Below are 18685 nucleotides of genomic sequence, written 5' to 3'. Positions count from 1 at the left end.
GGACTCGGCACCGCACAGCGATCACGGAAGGAACGCGATGATCCCGTCACCCCCCGAAAGCCGCTACGCAGACGGCGGCGGAGTGCGCTATCACTACCACGACCTGGGCGCGGGCTCCAACACCGTCTTCCTGCACGGAGGCGGTCCCGGCTGCACGGCGTGGAGCGACTTCGGCCCCGTCGCCCCGCTCTTCGCCGCCGACCGGCGCTGCCTGCTGGTCGACATCCACCAGTACGGCAAGTCCGAGAAGTCCCGCATCACCGGGCCCATGTGGGATCACCACGCCGCCAAGACCGTCGCCCTGCTCGACACCCTGGGCGTCGAGCGCGCCGACTTCCTCTGCAACTCCTGGGGCGGCACCATCGCCCTCAACCTTGCCGCCAAGTACTCCGACCGGGTCCGCTCCCTCGTCGTCACCGGCAGCATGCCGGTCTTCTACGGGCCGCTCGCCCCGCTCCCCGAGAACGGCCACCGCGGCCGCACCGCCCGCGACGTCTACTACGGCGGCGAGGGCCCCACCCGCGAGAAGATGCGCCGGCTGATCACCAGCCTGGAGTGGTACGACGGCGCCAAACTGCCCGAGGAAACCCTCGACATGCGCTACGAGCAGAGCCTGGACGAAGGCGAGCGCTCCCTCGCCGCCATGTCCGACTCACCGCGCGGCGACTGGCAGGACCTCACCGAAGAGCTCGGCCGGATCCAGGCGCCGACCCTCTTCATCTGGGGCATGTACGACGCCTTCCTCACCCCGGACTACCCGCTCATGCTCGCCCGCATGGTGCCGAACGGAAACCTGCACGTGATGGACCACGTCTCGCACCACCTCCAGGAGGAGCGCCCCGAGGCGTACCACTCGGTGGTCACCGGCTTCCTCGACTCCCTCGGAAAGTCCTGACGCCCCTTCCTTTCTCACCCACACTCGCAACGAACGCATCGGAGTACCTTCCGTGACCCTCTGGACCGATCTGAGCCCGCTTCCCTTCCGTATCGAGTACGTGGACGCCAAGGGCGTGCCGACCCGCGCCCTGCGCGCCGGCGACCCGGCCGCGGAGGCCGTCGTCTTCCTGCACGGCACCAGCGGCCACCTCGAAGCCTTCTCGCGCAACATCGCCGCCCACGCCGCGTACGACCTGCACGCCATCGACATGCTCGGGCACGGCTACACCGGCAAGCCCGACCGCCGGTACGAGATCGCCGACTACGTCCGGCACCTCCTGGACTACCTCGACGCCGCAGGCGTCCAGCGCGCACACATCGTCGGCGAGTCCCTCGGCGGCTGGGTCGGCGCACGCGCCGCCATCGACCACCCCGAGCGCATCGCCGGCCTCCAACTCCTGTGCGCCGGCGGCACGGTGGCCAACCCGGAGGTGATGGACCGCATCCGCACCAGCACCAAGAAGGCCGTGGAGAGCGACGACATCGACCTCACCCGCCAGCGGCTGCGCCTGCTCATGGCGGACGACGCCGACGCCACCGAGGAACTGGTCGAGATCCGGCACGCGATCTACCACACGCCGGAATTCGTCGCGAACGTCGACAACCTCCTGTCGCTGCAGGACATGGAGCGGCGGCAGCGCAACATCCTCCGCCCCGAGGACCTGGCCCGCATCACTCGGCCCACTCTCATCGTGTGGGGCCGCAAGAACCCGTTCGGTGAGGTCCCCGAGGCCAACCGCATGCACGAGAACATCCCCGGCTCCGAACTGGTGCTCTTCGACGACTGCGGCCACTGGCCGCAGCACGAGCAGGCCGGGCAGTACAACCCGATCAGCCTCGCCTTCATCGCCAAGGCGGCCGCCTGATGCGGGCCGCCCGGATCCACGCCTGGGGCGCCGCGCCCGTCGTGGACGAGGTGCCCGAGCCGGTCCGCGAAGAGGGCCGGGTACTGGTCGAGGTACAGGCGGGCGCTGTCGCACACCTCGACGCTTCCGTCGCCGGCGGGGACTTCCGCCTCAAGCCGGAGCCTCCGTACATCGGCGGGGTGGAAGGCGCGGGCGTCGTCCTGGCGGCGGACCCGGACAGCGGCCTGGCGCCCGGCACCCAGGTGGTACTGCGCGGCGGCGGCCTCGGCCTGCTGCGGGACGGCACCTGGACGGAGCGGATCAGTGTGTCGCCCAAGGCGTGCATGCCGCTGGAGACCGCGCTGCCGCCCGAGACAGCGGCGAGCTTCTTCGTGCCCGCCACCACGGCGTACGTCGTCCTGCACGACGTGGCCCGGCTGCGCGAGGGGGAGCGGGTCGTGGTCGTGGGCGCGGCCGGAGCGGTGGGCTCCATGGTCGTCCAGCAGGCCCGCGCCGCCGGCGCTGAAGTCGTCGGCGTCGTCGGCCGGAAGGAGCAGCTCGCCGATGTGCCCGAGGGGGTCGAGGCACTGTTGCTGGACGAGGCGGAGCACCTCGCGGAGCAGCGCTCGGCCGACCTGCTCGTGGACACCCTCGGCGGTGCCGGTCTCATCGGCCGCAGCCGCTGGGTGCGCCAGGGGGGACGCGCCGCCGTCATCGGGTACGTCACGGGGACCACGGTCGAGATCGACCTGCCCTCCTGGCTCCTGGACGACGTGGCCCTCCTGCCGGTCAACATGATCCGGCAGGAACAGCGGGCGCGCGAGGTGTGCGGTGATCTGGTCCGCCGGCTCGCCGACGGCACACTCAACGTTCCCGTCGAGACGTTCGCGCTGGAGGACACGGCGAAGGTGCTCGCCGCCCTTCAAGAGGGCCGCGTCCGCGGGCGGGCGGTCGTCCTGCCGAAGTGATGTGTCCGCGGAGAAGGGCCGGGAGCGGCGTATGCTTCCGGCCCTTCGCGTGGCTCCGTGGGATGCGCCCGCGGGGGAGTGGAGCGTCACGGGCTGCCGGCGGCCTCCCGGTCCCACGTGGCGGCCGTGACCCCGCGCTCGCGCAGTGCCGCCTTGCGGACCTTGCCGGTCTCGGTGAGCGGCAGCGCCGGCATCGCCTCGATGTAGCGGGGCACGGCGAACGCGGGCAGCTCGCCTGCGCAGTGGCGGGCCAGCTCGGCAGGCTCGACGACGCTGCCGGAGCGAGCCACGACAGCCACCATCACCTCGTCCTCGGCGAGGTCGGAGGCGACGGGGAACGCGGCGGCCGCGGCCACCGCCGGGTGGCCGCACACCACCGACTCCACCTCGCCGGAGGCGACGTTCTCCCCGCGTCGTCGGATCACGTCCTTGATGCGGTCGACGAAACGGAACCAGCCGTCCGGGTCGCGGACGACGCGGTCACCGGTCCGCCGCCAGGAGCGCGGGGCCAGTGGCGGATCTCCCGTATAACCGGTGGAGAAGGCGTACAACTGGTCTGTCGCCACGAGGAGTTCGCCCGGGACGCCGTCCGGAACGGGGGTCAACGTCTCGTCGACCACCTCGGCGCGGAACCCGGGACGCACGGTGCCGATCATGCCTGGGCGGTACTCGCCGGGCGTGGAGCCGATGACGAGGTTGGTCTCGGTCGAGCCGAAGCCGTCGACGAGCGCCACACCGAACCGCTCGCGGAACGGCTCGCACAACGGCGCCGGTGTTGCCGGGGAGAGGCCGCGCCGCACCTGGTGCGCGCGGTCCTGCGGGCCGGGCGGCTGGGCGAGCAGCATGGGCACCATCGCGCCGAGCAGATGGACCACGGTGGCCCCGCAGTCGGCCGCCCGGGACCAGTACCGCGAGGCCGAGAAGCGCCCGTCGACCGTGCAGCTCGCGCCGACCGTCATGGCCTGTGCGAGGGTGTTCAGCGCGTTGGTGTGGAACAGCGGCAGGCAGGTGTAGAGCGAGTCGTCGGCGGTCAGGCCCAGCGCGTCGGACACGTTGCGGCCCCACCACACGAACTGCGCCTGCGGGCAGCGCACGCCGCGGGCCGTGCCGGTGGTGCCCGAGGTGAAGAGCACGGCCGCGGTGTTCTCCGGGCGCACCGGTGCCGGGGCGATGGCCTCACCATGGTCGGGCGCGGGGACGTCACCACTGCCGGCCACCCACACGCGCCCCCGGTACCCCTCCGCGACGGCACGCGTCGCGAGCTCCGGCTCGGCGTACAGGAAGGGCGGGGCGGCCTCATCGAGGACGTGCCGCAGCGACCGGCCGCGCAGTGCCGTGTTCAGCGGCACGACGACCGCCCCCAGCCACGCACACCCGAGCACCAGGTCCACCAGCTCGATCCGGTTGGACAGCAGGGCCGCCACCCGGTCCCCGCGCCGGCAACCGTGCGCGGCCAGGGAGCCGGCCATCGCCGCCGCGGCCTCCCGGGTCTCCGCGTACGTGCGCACCGTACCGCCCACGCGCAGGAAGACCCGGTCACCGAATCTCCCAGCAGCGGTCTCCAGCAGTCCTGGCACGGTCAAGCGGTCCATCGCAGCCTCCCGGAGGCCGCACGCCGCACGCACCGGCCCGGCCCCGTCGTCGGTCGTCACGCGCGCATGCTCGCTCCCGTCCGGGGGCCGGTCCAGGCGGCTGTTCCGCTCAGCGGTCCGGGGACCGGCCCGGCCCGGCGTCCGCTCAGCGGCCCGGGTGGCCGCGTTCTGTTCAGCGGAACAGGACCGTTGGCGGCCGCCGCCTCGGGCCGGATGCTCTAGCGCCATGGACCGAGAGCGACAGGAGGGCCCGGGACGATGACCACGGGTGACAACACTGCCACCGCACAGGACGCCGGCCGCCGTGGGCGCGGCAAGAGCGCGGCGCAGGGCCGCCAGGACTGGACGTCCTGGCCCCACTACGACGCGGCCGGTGCGGGGTTCCGCGGCTACTGGTACCCGGTGACCTGGTCGAACCACATCACCGGCGATCCGCAGCCGTTCACCATCGCCGGCGAGAGGATCACCCTGATCCGTGACGGCGGCACCGCCTACGCACTGCACAACCGCTGCCCGCACCGCGGGGTGCCGCTGTCCGAGGGCAACCAGCAGTTCCCGGGCACGGTCAGCTGTCCCTACCACGGCTGGACCTTCGACCTGCCCACCGGCAAGCTCAGCGCCGTCATCACCGACGGCCCCGGCTGTCGCCTCACCGGCAAGCTCGGTGTGCGCACCTACCCGGTCGAGGAGCGCCTCGGCATGGTGTGGGTCTACATCCCGGTGGCCGACGAGGAGCCGCACCCGATCGACGAGCAGCTCCCCGAGGAACTGGTCGGCAACGCCTTCGTCATGGGCGGCCGCATCGAGCCGCGCGGCGGCAACTGGCGGTTCGCCTGCGAGAACGGCTTCGACGAGGGCCATGCCAAGTACCTCCACCGCACCGCGCTGTGGCGGCTGTTCAAACCGATGCCTACGTGGAACATCACCAAGGTCGTGCCGCGCGGCCGCTGGATCTACCGCGTCCAGCAGGAGGTCCACTGGGAGGCGGACTTCCCCGGGGTCGGCCGCTGGACGAACAAGCGGTGGTGGAAGATGCAGCCGCCGAAGGAAACCTTCAACATCGGCAACACCGGTGCCCCCAAGGAGATCAACCCGGTCATCGAGGACCAGGAGTTCCCCGGTTTCGCCTCCCTCTCCATGCCCGGCGTGCTGCGCATCGCCTATCCCAAGTTCATCCACTACGAGTTCTACGTTCCCGTCGACGAGGACAACCACCGTTATGTCGGCGTGATGGTCAACTTCACCGAGGGCTGGCAGACGCTCGGCTTCTACGCCAAGTACCTGGGGGCGGTCCGCTGGCTCTTCCACGGCCAGTTCTCCGGCCAGGACGCCTGGATGGTCGACGTCACCGACGCGCCGCCGGAGAAGCTCTACCGCCCCGACATCTCGCTGACCGCCTGGCGGAACCTCAGCGAGGAGGAGTACGGCAAGAAACTCGCCGACCTCGGCACGGCCACGACTACCACGACGGAACCGGCCGCCACCGGCACCACTGAACCGGCCGCCACCGCCACCACCGACGGAAAGAAGGCATGACGATGGGCCGCACCCTGCTCACCCTGCTCGCCGGCGCCGCGCTCGCGGTCGGGCTCCCGCTCGCGAAGAAGCGCTTCGAGCGCACCACCATGACCCAGGTCCACCGGATCAACCAGTGAACGCCACCGGACTCGCGGGGCTCGACAAGCCGCGACGCGGATGGACCGAGGCCGCCTGGCGGCACATCACCGGTGACCGCCTGCGCGAACTGATCACCGGCCTCGTGGACATCCCCAGCCCGACCGGCGACGAGGCGCCGCTGGCCCGGCACATCGCCAACACCCTTGCGGACGCCGGCGTCACGGGCGCCACCGTCCAGCCGCTCGACGACCGCCAGGCCAACGCGTACGGCCGGCTGCGCGGCGACGGCACCGGCCCCGACCTCATGCTGTACGCGCCCATCGACACGCTGACGGTGGGGGAGGAGAGCGAGGACGTCCCGTGGATCGGGCCCGAGCTGCGCGAGGACATGCGCCCCGCGGCCCGGAGCGTCGGGGACCTGGTGACCGGCCTGGGCGCCTCCAACCCGAAGGGGCACGCCGCGTGCGTGATGATGGCCGCCGAGGCGATCGCCCGCGCCGGCATCCCGCTCACCGGCGACCTGGTCGCGGCGTTCGGCGCGGGCGGCATGCCCACCAACGCCCGCCCGGTCGGAACGCGCCTCAACACCGGCCAGGGCGCGGGGTGTTCCTTCCTGCTGGAGCAAGGCGTGTGGACCGACTACGCGGTCATCGCCAAACCCGGCTGGACGGTCTCCTGGGACGAGGTCGGACTGGTCTGGTTCGAGGTGACGGTACGCGGCACGCATACCTACGTCGGCTCGCGCCACCGCCTTCCCTACGACAACGCCATCGCCCGTGCCGGCGAGGTTGCCTGCCACCTGGAGGAGTGGTTCGCCGAGTACGCCGAGCACCACACGCACGGCACGGTCGCCCCGCAGGGCATCGTCTCCTCCATACGAGGAGGCTGGCCGCGGATGGCGGCCGTCACCCCGGCCGCGTGCACCCTCCGCGTCGACCTGCGCATCGCCCCCGAAACGACGCCGATGCAGGCCAAGCGGGAGTTCACCGCGGCCCTCGACGCACTGGGCGAGAAGCTGCCGGGGCCGGCCGCCACCGCGGAGATGATCCTGGCCATTCCCGGCACACGCACCGACCCCGACAGCTGGGTCCACCGCAGTGCCACCGCCGCATGGGAGGCACTGGAGGGACGCGCGCACGAGGTCGTACGCGGCAACAGCGGCGCCACCGACGCCAACATCCTCCGCGGCCGTGGCATCCCCACCGTCCGGGTCGGCATGCCCAAGGTCACCGAGGCGGAGGCACCCTTCCCCATCGACTTCGCCCGGGGAATGAACACCGTCTCGGTCCCGGCCATGGAGAAGCTGACCCGTCACCTGGTCCGCACCGCCATCGACACCGTCACGCGCACCCGCGCGGAAATGGAGGGCCCCGCAGCATGACAGAGATCGTCCTCGGGGTGGGTGCCTCCCACAGCACCCTCATGAACACGCACTGGGGCCAGACCCTCCACAAGGACCGCGCCGAGCGCTTCCGCGACGCATTGCACCAGGCCCGCGACGCGCTCGCCGAAGCCAGGCCCGACACCGTGGTGCTGGTCGGCTCCAACCACTTCCGGGGCTTCTGGCTCGACCTGATACCGAGCTTCACCCTCGGTGTCGGCGAGTGCCTCGCCAGCGGCGAGTCAGGGACGCCCAAGGGACCGCAGCCGGTGGACGTGCCACTGGCCCGGCACCTCGCCGACACGCTCGTCGACGGCGGGCGCTTCGACGTCGCCTTCTCGGCACGCCTGCAGATCGACCACGGGCAGTCGCACGCCATCCAGTACCTGCTCGACGGGCTCGGCGCCGAGATCGTGCCGCTCGTCGTCAACGTCTTCGCACCACCGCTGCCCACCCTCGACCGCTGCGAGCAGCTCGGCCGGGCCATCCGCGAGGCGGTCCTCGCCTTCCCCGGCGACCGGCGCGTGGCGGTCGTCGGCTCCGGCGGACTGTCGCACCGGCTGCCGTGGCCGGACTGGCGCGCACCGGACGGCGAGGACGAGGAGTTCATGGTCGGCGCCTGGCTCAACGGCCGGAACAACTGGCAGGACTACGACCAGCGCCGCCGCGAGATCATCCGCGCCGCCGAGGCCGCCATCACCCCCGCCTTCGACGAGGAGTTCCTCGCCCTCCTGGAGCGGGGCGAGGCCCACCGCCTCACGGCGTACACCTCCGAGCAACTGGAGGAGGCCGCGGGCAACGGCGCGCAGGAGCTGCGCACCTGGCTGCTCATGGCGTCCGTGCTCGACCACGTCCCCGGCCGGCGCCTCGCCTACGAGCCGATGCCCGAGTGGCTCACCGGCATGGGCGTGGCCGTCCTCGATCCGGTAGACACCGCACGGGCGTGAGATCCGGACCGCAGCACCGACCGGGAGGTTGTCACCATGACCGTCACCACGACCGCCGGCACAACTCGGTACCCCGGTCAGGGCACGCCCCACGACCTGGAGGCTCTCAGGGGCCGGGACGCGCCTGAGCCGATGAACTCGGTACTCGGCAAGGTCCGGCCCATCCTGGAAGCGTTCACGGAGCAGGACAGCAGTCTTCCCCTCGCCGAACTCGTCCGCCGCACCGGCATCGCCAAGGCGACGGTGCACCGGCTCGCCCAGGAACTCGTCGACTGGGGGCTGCTGGAGCGGGACGGCTGCGATTACCGGCTCGGCCTCCGCCTGTTCGAGATGGGCCAGCGGGTGCACCGCCAGCGCATCCTGCGCGAGGTCGCCCAGCCGTACATGGAGGACCTGCTGCTCGTCACCCACGAGACGATCCACTTCGCGATCCACGACGCCCTGGACGTCGTGTACTTGGACAAGATCTTCCCGCACCGCGGGCTGAACGAGGAGTCCCGGGTCGCGGGCCGCCTCCCGCTGCACTGCACCGCCACCGGCAAGGCGATCCTCGCCTTCTCACCCGACTCGCTGTTCCTCCAGGTCGTTCGGCACGGCCTGAAACCGGTCACCCGCCACACCGTTGTCTCCCCCGGCAGGCTGCGCGCTCAGCTGGACCGGATCAGAGCCGACGGCATCGTGCTGGAGAGCGAGGAAATCCGCCTCGGCTACGCGAGTCTCGCCGTACCCGTCTTCGGGCGCGACAGCTCGCTCGTGGGCGCGCTGTCCATCACCGCGCCGACGTACCGCATGGACGCCGTCAAACACGCCACCGCACTGCGCACCGCAGCACTCGGCATCGGCCGGTCGCTGCGGTGACCCACCACCGCTGACCGCGCCCACACACGCATGAGGGAGCCCTCCGACCCGGAGGGCTCCCTCATGCGTGTTGCCTGAGAAGACTCGCCCGTGCGGCGTCCTGCTGGGTGGAACGAAACCGTAGGGGAGGACGGATACCGTCCCTACGCTCCCGACCATGAGCGTTCCCACCGACGCGCCGACGAGCGCGGACGCCGCCACACCCACCCTCGATACCGACATCCTGATCATCGGCGCGGGCCCGGCTGGCCTGTACGGCGCCTACTACGCGGGCTTCCGCGGCCTCAGCGTCACCGTCATGGACGTCCTGCCGCAGTGCGGCGGCCAGATCAGCGCGATGTACCCCGAGAAGCCCATCTTCGACATCGCCGGCTACCAGGCCGTGCGCGGCCGCGACCTGGTCGACAGCCTGGTCGCCCAGGCCGAGCCGTACGGACCCCGCTACCTCCTCGGCCACCGCGCCACCGAACTCACCCACGGCCCCGACGGCCTGCCCCTGATACGCAGCGACCGAGGGGCGGTGGTACGCGCAGGCGCCGTCGTCATCACCGGCGGAGTCGGCACCTTCACCCCGCGCACCCTCCCCGCCGGCGAGGACTTCCTGGGCCGCGGCCAGGTGTACTTCGTCCCCGACCCCGGCGACCACGCCGACCAGGACGTGGTCATCGTCGGCGGCGGCGACAGCGCCTTCGACTGGGCCGACACCCTCGCCCCCCTCGCCCGTTCCGTACGGATCGTCCATCGCACCGCACGCTTCCGCGCGCACGCGGCGACCGTGGAGAAGGTCCGCAACCTCGGCGTCGAGATCATCACCGACTCCGAAGTGAGCGCCCTGCACGGCAACGAGCGCCTGGAGCGGGTGGAGATCCGCCACCGCACCACCGGCGAGACACGGACGCTGCCCGCCGACACCGTCGTCGCCGCCCTCGGCTTCCTCGCCGACCTCGGACCGATCAAGGACTGGGGCCTCACCCTCAACGCCCGCAAGATAGCCGTCGACACGCGGATGGCGACCAACTTGCCGCGGGTGTTCGCCGCCGGCGACATCACCGACTACCCGGGCAAGGTCCGCCTCATCGCCGTCGGCTTCGGCGAAGCCGCAACCGCCGTCAACAACGCGGCCACCGTCATCGACCCCGAGGCCGCCCTCTTCCCCGGCCACTCCACCGACAAGGAGAACTGACCCATGGCGTACGTCATCGGCGCGGCCTGCGTCGACACTCAGGACCGCTCCTGCGTCGACGAATGCCCGGTCGACTGCATCTACGAGGGCGACCGCAAGCTCTACATCAACCCGACCGAGTGCATCGACTGCGGCGCGTGCGAAGTCGCCTGCCCCGTCGAGGCCATCACCGTCGACCGCAAGGCCGACACCGTCTTCCGCGACGACAGCCGGCGCTTCTTCGACGAGGTACTGCCCGGCCGCAGCGAGCCGCTGGGCACCCCTGGCGGGGCCGGTGCCGTCGGCCCGCTGGGCGTGGACACCCCGTTCGTCGCGGACTGGAGCGGAGCGTGACGGGCACGGTCCCCACGGCCCCCGCCCTCCGCAAGGGCTACGCCGACAGCCCCTTCGGCCAGCTCCACTACGCGGAGTGCGGGGCCGGCGAGCCCGTGCTCCTCTTCCACCAGACCCCGCGCTCCTGGACGGAGTACCTGCGCGTCCTCCCTCTCGTGGGCGCCGAATTCCGCGCGATCGCCATGGACACCCTCGGCTTCGGCGCCTCCGCGAAGCCCGAGGGGCCGCACTCGATCGAGCGGTACGCGGACGCCGCCGAGGCCCTGGCGCAGGCGCTGGGACTGGACCGGTACCACCTGGTGGGCCACCACACGGGCGGCCTCATCGCACTGGAACTCGCCGCCCGCCACCCCACCCGGACAGCCAGCCTCCTTCTCTCCGCGACGCCCTACGTCGACGAGGAGAAACGCCGGAGCAGCGGCCACGCGGTGGACCACGTCGTCCCGCACCCCGACGGCTCCCACCTCCTCGACCTGTGGAACCACCGCCGCGCCTTCTACCGGCCGGGCGAGGAGGCCGCCCTCAACCGTTACGTCATCGACGCACTGACCGTCCTCGACCACGTGACCGAAGGCCACGCCGCGGTCCGCCGTTACGCGATGGAGGAGCGGCTGCCCCTCGTCACCGCCCGCACCCTGGCCGTCTGCGCCCCGGACGACCACTTCGCACTCCCGTCACTGACGAAACTGGCCGCGGCCCTCGCCTGCGAGACCCGCCTGCTCCCCGGCGGACACGCCCCGGTCCCGGAGCAGCTTCCGGAGGAGTTCGCGCGGACCGTCGTGGAGTGGGTGACGACCGACCGCGGCTGAAGCGGCCACTGCGGGCGGCCTCAGGACGTGGGAACGCCTGCCTGTTCAGCGAGACTGTCCGGGTTGGTGGTGAGCCAGTCGTAGGTGAAGGAGTTCCAGAAGGAGCACTGGTGCCGTGCCGCGTACACCTCGGACTTGAGGGCCCGGCTCTCACCACCCGGCAGCAGGGACATGTACTTCGCGCCCCGATACGACGGCCAGGCGGCAAGCCCCGGGGTCGCGGGGTTCCCGTGCTTCACGAACGAGCCCCAGTAGCGCACCATCTCCTTGGACAGCTGCTGCTGCCCGGGGGAGAGCAGCTTCGAGGTCTCCATGGGCCACAGGTATCCGACCTGGCTGGAGTGCGGGGCCCCTGAGTCGAAGCCAGGCGGAGTCTCGCCGAGGACGGGAGGGTGCGGGTCGTCGAACTCGTAGAAGTACGTCCGCGGTTGACGGGTGGCGAACCGGGCCGTGAGCTTCTGGTACTGACAGCCTCCGAGCCCGTAGAAGACGCTGCTGTCGCCCCACAGCGCGCTGATCGCATAGGTCCCGGCGTACGGGCTGCTGTAAGCGCTGTAGGGGTAGTGCGCGAGCACGGCGTCGGCCCGTGCCCCGAACTCCAGCCGGACCGCCCGCTCGTACTGCTCCTTCGTCGCGTGCGCGAACGGCAGCGCCCATGTCCGCACTTCGTCACGCGTGCTGCCGATGAGGAGGGGGACGTTCGCGGACCGGCCGGTGCGTACGGCCTCGCTCGGCGCGAGGGGCAGTTCGGGAACCCCGGACACGGGCAGCGGGCCGGTCAGGACACCACCCACGAAGTCCCGCCCGGCAGCCAGCAGTTCATCGGCAGGCTTGGCTCGCAGGCAGGAAGCGCCGGCCGACGGATCGGAACAGCCGGCGGTTGCCGCGTACTTCTTCCCCCTGGCGACGGCTTGCGCGACCGTGTGGCTGGGGCACCCGCCGCTTTCGATGATCGCGCCGGCGAACAGGCCGCGGGCCGGGGGCGAGGCCAGCAGCGCGCAGACGGAATGGCCGCCGGCCGACTGGCCGGCCATGGTCACGCGGCTCGCGTCCCCGCCGAAGGCGCCTATGTTGCGCTGTGTCCAGCGGAGCGCCGCCTCCTGGTCGAGCAGGCCGTAATTGCCCGCACCCCGCCTGCTCAGCCCGGGCAGGTCGAGATAGCCGAACACGCCCAGCCGGTAGTTGATCGTGACGACCACGACGTTGTTGGCCTTGGCGATCTGTGAGCCGTCATAGCGGTCCCCCGAACCGCTGGAGAAGCCGCCTCCGTGGATCCAGAACAGCACCGGCAGCGGCCGGTTCGTGCGGTGTGCGGGAGTGTAGACGTTCAGGTACAGGCAGTCCTCGCTCATCCCCGGGCCGGTGCCATTGCCGGTGGCCGACTGCAGGCAGCGCGAGCCGTGGGTGGTCGCCGGCCGTACGCCCGTCCAGGGGGAAACGGGTGCGGGAGGCTGCCAGCGTCTGGAGCCGACCGGCGGCGCGGCGTACGGGATGCCGAGGAACCGATCGACCCCATCCGTCGCGGCTCCCTTGACCAGGCCTTTGTCGGTGGAGACCGTCAAGGGGCGAGGGGCGGCGGACGCGGGTACGGCCGATACGACGGTCAGCAGGGTGAGCAGGCTCACCAGGGCAGCAAGTCCTCGTCGGACAATGGATCGCACGGAATCTCCCGAGAGGCAGGAGTGATGGGGAAGGCCATGCTCAGTAGCGAGGAGCAGGTGTGCAATGCCACCGGTCCGCTCAACGGACCTGTGCCTGAGCTACCAGGTGTGGAGGGCCTCGGCGGCCCGTCGTGGGACCGACGGTAAAAGGGCCCTATAACCTGGGGAAATGCTTACAGAAGTCATTGCGACTCGTTATGTGACACCGCTGCGGGAGGGCGGGTCGCTGCCTGGGATCGTCGAGGGAGACGACCTGGGTACTTACGTCATGAAGTTCACCGGGGCCGGGCAGGGGCGGAAGACGCTTGTTGCCGAGGTGGTGTGCGGGCAGCTGGGGCGGCGGCTCGGGTTGCGGGTGCCGGATCTGGTGCGGATGCAGCTGGATCCGGTGATCGGGCTGAGCGAGCCCGATCAGGAGGTGCAGGAGCTGCTGAAGGCGAGTGGGGGGCTGAACCTGGGCATGGATTACCTGCCCGGTTCGCTGGGCTTCGATCCGCTGGCCTTCGAGGTGAGCGCCCGCGAGGCGGGGCGCGTGGTGTGGTTCGACGCGCTGATCAACAACGTCGACCGGTCCTGGCGGAATCCGAATCTGCTGGTGTGGCACGGGGAGCTGTGGCTGATCGACCACGGTGCGACGATGATCTGGCACCACAACTGGGCGGGCGCGGAGAAGGCGGCGTTGAAGCCGTACGACGCCTCCGATCATGTACTGGCGACGTTCGGGCCGGACGTGGCGGGGGCGGCGGAGGAGTTCGCGCCCAAGGTGACCGAGGAGCTGCTGACCGAGGTCGTCGCGGATGTGCCGGACGAGTGGCTGGTGGACGAGCCGGGGTTCGATTCGGCCGAGGAAGTGCGGCGGGCCTACGTGAAGACGCTGCTGGCGCGGGCCGGAGTGATCAGCGACAACATCAGGATCGGTGAGCGTACGGAGGACAAGCCTTCGCAGGCGCCGGGCTGGCTGGCCGGCAAGCTTCCGCGGAGGGCAGTGAAGTGAGCGGACTGCACAACGGACGGGACGTCTTCGAGTACGCGCTGCTGCGGGTCGTACCCCGGGTCGAGCGGGGCGAGATGATCAACGCGGGCGTGGTCGTCTACTGCCACGCGCGGCGCTTCGTAGAGGCGCGTACGCATCTGGACGAGGCACGGCTGCGCGCCCTGGATCCTTCGGTGGACGTGGAGGGCGTACGGGCGGCGCTCGGTGCCGTCGAGGGGATCTGCCACGGCGGCGAGCGGGCCGGGCAGGCGGCCGGGGACGACGTGGGCCGGCGGTTCCGCTGGCTGATCGCGCCGCGCAGCACGATCGTGCAGCCGGGGCCCGTGCACACCGGGCTGACGGCCGACCCCACCAAGGAGGCGGAGCGGCTGCTGGACCTGTTGGTGCGGTGACGACGAGGCGTATACGGGGAGTACGGGCAGGCGCCCGGCTTTCCGTGTCCGCTACGGGGGAGTGCGGGCGGGTGCGGGGCTTTCCGTGGCCGCCCGCGGCCGTTCGATGCCGCAGGTGAGGTGTGTAACGGGGGCCGGTGGGGCGTTGACACGGAGTGCCCCGGCTTCTAGCGTCAGCTCTGCTGAAGCGACTAAGCGGTTGCTCACCCGCCTTCCGGGAGCGGTGAGCCGCTTTCGAGGTGAGGAGAACCCCGCATGTCCACCACCGAGCAGCGCGTAGCCATCGTGACCGGCGCCGCCCGCGGCATCGGCGCCGCCACCGCCGTGCGCCTGGCCGCCGAGGGCCGCGCCGTCGCCGTACTCGACCTGGACGAGGCGGCCTGCAAGGACACCGTCGAGAAGATCACCGCGGCCGGCGGCAAGGCCATCGCCGTGGGCTGCGACGTGTCGGACTCGGCACAGGTGGAGGCCGCCGTCGCGCGCGTCGCCGAGGAGCTGGGCGCGCCGACCGTCCTGGTCAACAACGCCGGCGTGCTCCGCGACAACCTGCTGTTCAAGATGAGCGACAGCGACTGGGACACGGTCATGAACGTGCACCTGCGCGGCGCCTTCCTGATGTCCCGCGCCTGCCAGAAGCACATGGTGGACGCGAAGTTCGGCCGGATCGTCAACCTCTCCTCCAGCTCCGCGCTCGGCAACCGCGGCCAGGTCAACTACTCGGCCGCCAAGGCCGGTCTGCAGGGCTTCACCAAGACGCTCGCCAAGGAGCTCGGCAAGTTCGGCATCACCGCCAACTCCGTCGCCCCCGGCTTCATCGTCACCGACATGACCGCGGCCACCGCCGAGCGGGTCGGCATGGGCTTCGAGGAGTTCCAGGCCGCGGCCGCCACCCAGATCCCCGTCCAGCGCGTCGGCAGGCCCGAGGACATCGCCAACGCCATCGCCTTCTTCACCGGCGAGCAGGCCGGCTTCGTCTCAGGCCAGGTCATGTACGTGGCCGGTGGCCCGCTCAACTGACCCGACACGCAGCCGCCGACGTAGCCGTAAGGGATCGGAATCGGACATGACTGAGCAGGACAACGCCAAGGTCGCCCTCATCACGGGCGCCAGCCGCGGCATCGGATACGGCGTCGCCGAGGCCGTGCTCGCGCGCGGCCACCGGGCCGTGATCACCGGCCGCAACGAGGACGCCCTCAAGGAGGCCGTCGAGAAGCTCGGCGCCGACCGGGTGATCGGCGTGGCCGGCAAGGCGCACGACGAGGCCCACCAGGCGGCCGCCGTCGAGCAGGCCATGGAAGCCTTCGGCCGGGTCGACTACCTCGTCAACAACGCCGGTACGAACCCGGTGTTCGGGCCGATCGCCGAGCTGGACCTCGCGGTCGCCCGCAAGGTCTACGAGACCAATGTGGTCTCCGCGCTCGGCTTCGCCCAGCAGACGTGGAAGGCGTGGCAGAAGGACAACGGCGGGGCGATCGTCAACATCGCGTCCATCGCGGGCGTCTCGGCCTCGCCCTTCATCGGCGCGTACGGCATGAGCAAGGCCGCGATGATCAACCTCACGCAGCAGCTCGCGCACGAGTTCGCGCCCGTCGTACGGGTGAACTCGATCTCGCCCGCCGTGATCAAGACGAAGTTCGCGGCGGCGCTGTACGAGGACCGCGAGGCGGAGGCGGCGGCGCAGTACCCGATGGCGCGGCTCGGCGTACCGCAGGACATCGGCGGTGCCGCGGCGTTCCTGCTGTCCGACGACGCGGGCTGGATCACCGGCCAGAACCTCGTGATCGACGGCGGGCGCTTCCTGAACGCCGGGGTCTGAGGGCTCGTACGTACGGTTTGCTCGTACGCTTCGCTCCGCCGGGTGCGGAGTTCTGCTGCCGGTGGCGGTGGTCCCGAGGGGCCGCCGCCACCGGCAGTTCTCGTCGGTCTCCTTCACGTCCGCCGTCGTTCGCCGTTCTCGTCCGCGATGGCGAGTTATCCACAGGGTGAGGCCCGGCGGGACGCGTTGTCAGTGGTCGCCGGTAGGTTCTCCAGTGAGAGATGCGGAACCCACCCGGAGGTCGTTGACGTGATGCCCGACATGCTGCCCGAGTCCTGGCGCGGCGTACTCGGCGAGGAGCTGACCAAGCCCTATTTCCAGGAGCTGACGGCCTTCGTCGAGGAGGAGCGCGCTCGGGGGCCGGTCTACCCGCCGCGCGAGGAGGTCTTCGCCGCGCTGGACGCCACGCCGTACGACCAGGTGAAGGTGCTCGTCCTCGGCCAGGATCCGTACCACGGCGCGGGCCAGGGGCACGGTCTGTGCTTCTCGGTGCGCCCCGGCGTCCGGACCCCGCCGTCCCTGCGCAACATCTTCAAGGAGATGCACGACGAGCTCGGCACGCCGATCCCCGACAACGGCTATCTGATGCCCTGGGCCCAGCAGGGCGTGCTCCTGCTGAACGCCGTACTGACGGTGCGCGCCGGCGAGGCCAACTCCCACAAGGGCAAGGGCTGGGAGAAGTTCACCGACGCGGTGATCAGGGCGGTGGCGAGCCGGCCCGACCCGGCGGTGTTCGTGCTGTGGGGGAACTACGCGAAGAAGAAGCTGCCGCTGATCGACGGCCAGCGGCATGTGGTCGTGCAGGGCGCGCACCCCTCGCCGCTCTCCGCCAAGAAGTTCTTCGGCTCGCGCCCCTTCACCCAGATAAACGACGCGGTCGCGGCCCAGGGGCACACACCGATCGACTGGCGGATTCCGGACCTGGGGTGAGTGGGGTGCATACCGGGGGCCGGGGCGGGCGTGGTCCCGGTGGCCGGGGGCTCGGGGCCGTCTGGGGGGCTTGTCGTGCCGGGGGTGGCGGGCGCGGTTAGCGTCGGGGGAGTAGGTGGTGAGGCGGCGTACGGACGCGGGTGAGCGCAGTGGCACAGAGGCGGCACGGGGCGACGGCCGGGCACGGCGTCCTGACCAGGATCGGGCAGGCCGTCATGCTGCACCGCGGTGGCGACCGGGAGGAGGCCCGTAAGCGGATGACCGCGCTGTGGCAGGAGCTCGGGCCGTGCGCCGACGCGTACCAGCGCTGCACGCTCGCGCACTATCTGGCCGACACCCAGGACAGCCCTTTGGAGGAACTGCGCTGGGACCTGCGGGCGCTGAGTGTGGCTCAGAGCAGCCGGGGCCACTCGGACGCCGGCCGGACCGAGCTGCGGGCGCTGCTGCCCGCGCTCCATCTCGACCTCGCCGCTGACTACGCCCGGCTCGCCCGGCACTCCGAGGCCCGCTGGGAGCTGGGCCGCGCCCGTACGGCGCTGGACGCCCTGGAGGACGACCCCCACCGCCAGGGCATCCGGGCCGACATCGAATGCCTCCAGCGACGACTGGACCGCGCGGGCGGCCACCGTTCCTAGCGGGCGGTCACTGCTCCTGGCGGGCGGCGCCCGGTCGGCCCTCAGACCCCCGTGTCGCCGTCCAGCCGCTCGCGCAGGAAGTCCGCGTGGCCGTTGTGGCGGGCGTATTCCTCGATCATGTGGAGGTAGATCCAGCGCAGCGTCAGTTCCTTGCCGGGCGGCCGTCCCGGGGCCGGCTCGTCCAGTGTGCGGCCCTCTGCTGCCTTGGTGGCCAGCTCTGTCTCCGACTGCCAGGTGGCCAGTGCATCGGCCGCGGTGTCCTGTTCGCCGAAGTGCCAGTCGCGGTCCCAGTCCTCCTCGTCGCAGTAGATCCACGGGAGGTCCTCGCCGGTCATGATCCGCCGGAACCAGTGCCGCTCCACCTCCGCCATGTGGCGCAGCAGGCCGAGCAGGGTCAGCTCGGAGGGCGGTACGGAAGCGGTGCGCAGCTCTTCTTCGGTGAGGCCCGCGCACTTGGTGGCCAGGGTCGCGCGGTGGTAGTCCAGCCAGCGCACCATTTGCGTGAGTTCGTCGCCGGTGCCGATGGGAATGGTGCGTGCTGGATCGGATGTGGTCATGCCGCCCAGCATGGCCGCTGCGGCGCGCGCCGACCCGGTTTTTCCCGGTTCGGTGTGCATGGCCCGCAATTTTGCGCCATGGGGCGCGGCCGTGGATGAGCCGCGCGGCCCCGCCCGGCGGCTCGCAACTCCGCGCGGCCACGTACGCTCCCGGTACACGCTCGTACGCTCCCGTGCACGCTCGCGCGCCCGCTCGACGGATCGGGGCGTACGACCGGCACAGAAGCAACC

20 protein-coding genes are annotated in these 18685 nt (G+C 71.1%); 17 read left to right on the top strand and 3 right to left on the bottom strand.

Going from position 1 to position 18685, the window contains the following annotated elements; all coding sequences use genetic code 11:
- Positions 1 to 37 precede the first annotated feature (37 nt).
- Genes IF04_RS0127365 through IF04_RS0127355 form a run of 3 tightly spaced genes read left to right on the top strand, consistent with a single transcriptional unit; the run spans position 38 to position 2749 of the window.
- Positions 38 to 895 carry an alpha/beta fold hydrolase gene (locus IF04_RS0127365; RefSeq protein WP_030263495.1) on the top strand — a complete coding sequence of 286 codons (858 nt, stop codon included), beginning with the start codon at positions 38 to 40 and terminating at the stop codon, positions 893 to 895.
- Between the two features lie 52 nt (positions 896 to 947).
- A complete protein-coding gene (locus IF04_RS0127360; RefSeq protein ID WP_030263493.1) occupies positions 948 to 1802 on the top strand; it encodes an alpha/beta fold hydrolase in 855 nt (284 codons plus the stop codon).
- Positions 1802 to 2749: a quinone oxidoreductase family protein gene (locus tag IF04_RS0127355; RefSeq protein ID WP_030263489.1), complete on the top strand. Its 948-nt coding sequence runs from the start codon at positions 1802 to 1804 to the stop codon at positions 2747 to 2749. The genes IF04_RS0127360 and IF04_RS0127355 overlap by 1 nt, the downstream gene beginning before the upstream one ends.
- A gap of 86 nt (positions 2750 to 2835) precedes the next feature.
- Here the strand turns inward: IF04_RS0127355 and IF04_RS0127350 are convergent, their stop codons facing one another.
- Positions 2836 to 4341: a crotonobetainyl-CoA--carnitine CoA-transferase gene (locus IF04_RS0127350; RefSeq protein ID WP_030263486.1), complete on the bottom strand. Its 1506-nt coding sequence runs from the start codon at positions 4339 to 4341 to the stop codon at positions 2836 to 2838.
- 258 nt (positions 4342 to 4599) lie between these two features.
- Here IF04_RS0127350 and IF04_RS0127345 point away from each other — a divergent pair, with 258 nt between their 5' ends.
- The 8 genes from IF04_RS0127345 to IF04_RS0127310 all read left to right on the top strand — a co-directional run bounded on the left by IF04_RS0127345 (position 4600) and on the right by IF04_RS0127310 (position 11469).
- Positions 4600 to 5877, top strand: a complete 1278-nt coding sequence (locus IF04_RS0127345; protein WP_051831611.1) for an aromatic ring-hydroxylating oxygenase subunit alpha — start codon at positions 4600 to 4602, stop codon at positions 5875 to 5877.
- Positions 5874 to 5996: a hypothetical protein gene (locus tag IF04_RS40150; RefSeq protein ID WP_258052565.1), complete on the top strand. Its 123-nt coding sequence runs from the start codon at positions 5874 to 5876 to the stop codon at positions 5994 to 5996. The genes IF04_RS0127345 and IF04_RS40150 overlap by 4 nt, the downstream gene beginning before the upstream one ends.
- Positions 5993 to 7339 carry a M20 family metallopeptidase gene (locus IF04_RS0127335; protein WP_030263479.1) on the top strand — a complete coding sequence of 449 codons (1347 nt, stop codon included), beginning with the start codon at positions 5993 to 5995 and terminating at the stop codon, positions 7337 to 7339. Before IF04_RS40150 ends, IF04_RS0127335 begins: the two co-directional genes overlap by 4 nt.
- Positions 7336 to 8286: a DODA-type extradiol aromatic ring-opening family dioxygenase gene (locus tag IF04_RS0127330; RefSeq protein WP_030263477.1), complete on the top strand. Its 951-nt coding sequence runs from the start codon at positions 7336 to 7338 to the stop codon at positions 8284 to 8286. The genes IF04_RS0127335 and IF04_RS0127330 overlap by 4 nt, the downstream gene beginning before the upstream one ends.
- Positions 8287 to 8322: 36 nt before the next feature.
- Positions 8323 to 9144, top strand: coding sequence for an IclR family transcriptional regulator (locus IF04_RS0127325; protein ID WP_078600861.1), 822 nt, complete (start codon positions 8323 to 8325; stop codon positions 9142 to 9144).
- A 157-nt stretch (positions 9145 to 9301) separates the two neighbouring features.
- The gene (locus tag IF04_RS0127320) at positions 9302 to 10327 is read left to right on the top strand and encodes an NAD(P)/FAD-dependent oxidoreductase (RefSeq protein WP_030263470.1); all 1026 of its coding nucleotides are present in this window, start codon (positions 9302 to 9304) and stop codon (positions 10325 to 10327) included.
- A 3-nt stretch (positions 10328 to 10330) separates the two neighbouring features.
- On the top strand, positions 10331 to 10660 hold the full coding sequence (gene fdxA, locus IF04_RS0127315; protein WP_030263469.1) for a ferredoxin: 330 nt from the start codon (positions 10331 to 10333) through the stop codon (positions 10658 to 10660).
- On the top strand, positions 10657 to 11469 hold the full coding sequence (locus IF04_RS0127310; protein WP_030263468.1) for an alpha/beta fold hydrolase: 813 nt from the start codon (positions 10657 to 10659) through the stop codon (positions 11467 to 11469). The genes fdxA and IF04_RS0127310 overlap by 4 nt, the downstream gene beginning before the upstream one ends.
- Before the next feature lie 20 nt (positions 11470 to 11489).
- On the opposite strand, the gene IF04_RS0127305 is transcribed toward IF04_RS0127310, so the two are convergent.
- A complete protein-coding gene (locus IF04_RS0127305; RefSeq protein WP_051831610.1) occupies positions 11490 to 13094 on the bottom strand; it encodes a carboxylesterase/lipase family protein in 1605 nt (534 codons plus the stop codon).
- Positions 13095 to 13299: 205 nt separating this feature from the next.
- On the opposite strand from IF04_RS0127305, the gene IF04_RS0127300 reads away from it, so the two are divergent.
- From IF04_RS0127300 to IF04_RS0127275, 6 genes are all read left to right on the top strand, one after another.
- The gene (locus tag IF04_RS0127300; protein ID WP_030263466.1) at positions 13300 to 14124 is read left to right on the top strand and encodes a HipA family kinase; all 825 of its coding nucleotides are present in this window, start codon (positions 13300 to 13302) and stop codon (positions 14122 to 14124) included.
- A complete protein-coding gene (locus IF04_RS0127295) occupies positions 14121 to 14516 on the top strand; it encodes a DUF3037 domain-containing protein (RefSeq protein WP_030263462.1) in 396 nt (131 codons plus the stop codon). Before IF04_RS0127300 ends, IF04_RS0127295 begins: the two co-directional genes overlap by 4 nt.
- A gap of 255 nt (positions 14517 to 14771) precedes the next feature.
- Complete coding sequence (fabG, locus tag IF04_RS0127290) at positions 14772 to 15533, top strand: 3-oxoacyl-ACP reductase FabG (RefSeq protein ID WP_030263459.1); 762 nt, start codon at positions 14772 to 14774, stop codon at positions 15531 to 15533.
- Between the two features lie 46 nt (positions 15534 to 15579).
- Positions 15580 to 16332: an SDR family oxidoreductase gene (locus tag IF04_RS0127285; RefSeq protein ID WP_030263455.1), complete on the top strand. Its 753-nt coding sequence runs from the start codon at positions 15580 to 15582 to the stop codon at positions 16330 to 16332.
- A gap of 252 nt (positions 16333 to 16584) precedes the next feature.
- Positions 16585 to 17262: a uracil-DNA glycosylase gene (locus tag IF04_RS0127280; RefSeq protein ID WP_030263453.1), complete on the top strand. Its 678-nt coding sequence runs from the start codon at positions 16585 to 16587 to the stop codon at positions 17260 to 17262.
- Between the two features lie 149 nt (positions 17263 to 17411).
- Positions 17412 to 17897: a hypothetical protein gene (locus IF04_RS0127275; RefSeq protein ID WP_030263451.1), complete on the top strand. Its 486-nt coding sequence runs from the start codon at positions 17412 to 17414 to the stop codon at positions 17895 to 17897.
- A gap of 41 nt (positions 17898 to 17938) precedes the next feature.
- Here IF04_RS0127275 and IF04_RS0127270 read toward each other — a convergent pair whose 3' ends face one another.
- Positions 17939 to 18454 (bottom strand): DinB family protein, encoded by a 516-nt coding sequence (locus IF04_RS0127270; protein WP_030263449.1) that lies wholly within the window; start codon positions 18452 to 18454, stop codon positions 17939 to 17941.
- Between the last annotated feature and the right edge of the window lie 231 nt (positions 18455 to 18685).

It is taken from the genome of Streptomyces violens, assembly GCF_000717745.1.
In the GTDB taxonomy this organism is placed as follows: domain Bacteria; phylum Actinomycetota; class Actinomycetes; order Streptomycetales; family Streptomycetaceae; genus Streptomyces; species Streptomyces violens.
Note: the sequence above shows the minus strand (reverse complement) of the source record. Positions and strands in the feature narration are given on the sequence as shown.

What these genes read in the sequence shown, in the direction of transcription:
- IF04_RS0127365 (WP_030263495.1), top strand. Translation starts at nt 38, where the DNA reads ATGATCCCGTCACCCCCCGAAAGCCGCTACGCAGACGGCGGCGGAGTG.
- IF04_RS0127355 (WP_030263489.1), top strand. Translation starts at nt 1,802, where the DNA reads ATGCGGGCCGCCCGGATCCACGCCTGGGGCGCCGCGCCCGTCGTGGAC.
- IF04_RS0127350 (WP_030263486.1), bottom strand. Translation starts at nt 4,341, where the DNA reads ATGGACCGCTTGACCGTGCCAGGACTGCTGGAGACCGCTGCTGGGAGA.
- IF04_RS0127345 (WP_051831611.1), top strand. Translation starts at nt 4,600, where the DNA reads ATGACCACGGGTGACAACACTGCCACCGCACAGGACGCCGGCCGCCGT.
- IF04_RS40150 (WP_258052565.1), top strand. Translation starts at nt 5,874, where the DNA reads ATGACGATGGGCCGCACCCTGCTCACCCTGCTCGCCGGCGCCGCGCTC.
- IF04_RS0127330 (WP_030263477.1), top strand. Translation starts at nt 7,336, where the DNA reads ATGACAGAGATCGTCCTCGGGGTGGGTGCCTCCCACAGCACCCTCATG.
- IF04_RS0127325 (WP_078600861.1), top strand. Translation starts at nt 8,323, where the DNA reads ATGACCGTCACCACGACCGCCGGCACAACTCGGTACCCCGGTCAGGGC.
- IF04_RS0127320 (WP_030263470.1), top strand. Translation starts at nt 9,302, where the DNA reads ATGAGCGTTCCCACCGACGCGCCGACGAGCGCGGACGCCGCCACACCC.
- fdxA (WP_030263469.1), top strand. Translation starts at nt 10,331, where the DNA reads ATGGCGTACGTCATCGGCGCGGCCTGCGTCGACACTCAGGACCGCTCC.
- IF04_RS0127300 (WP_030263466.1), top strand. Translation starts at nt 13,300, where the DNA reads ATGCTTACAGAAGTCATTGCGACTCGTTATGTGACACCGCTGCGGGAG.
- fabG (WP_030263459.1), top strand. Translation starts at nt 14,772, where the DNA reads ATGTCCACCACCGAGCAGCGCGTAGCCATCGTGACCGGCGCCGCCCGC.
- IF04_RS0127285 (WP_030263455.1), top strand. Translation starts at nt 15,580, where the DNA reads ATGACTGAGCAGGACAACGCCAAGGTCGCCCTCATCACGGGCGCCAGC.
- IF04_RS0127280 (WP_030263453.1), top strand. Translation starts at nt 16,585, where the DNA reads ATGCCCGACATGCTGCCCGAGTCCTGGCGCGGCGTACTCGGCGAGGAG.
- IF04_RS0127270 (WP_030263449.1), bottom strand. Translation starts at nt 18,454, where the DNA reads ATGACCACATCCGATCCAGCACGCACCATTCCCATCGGCACCGGCGAC.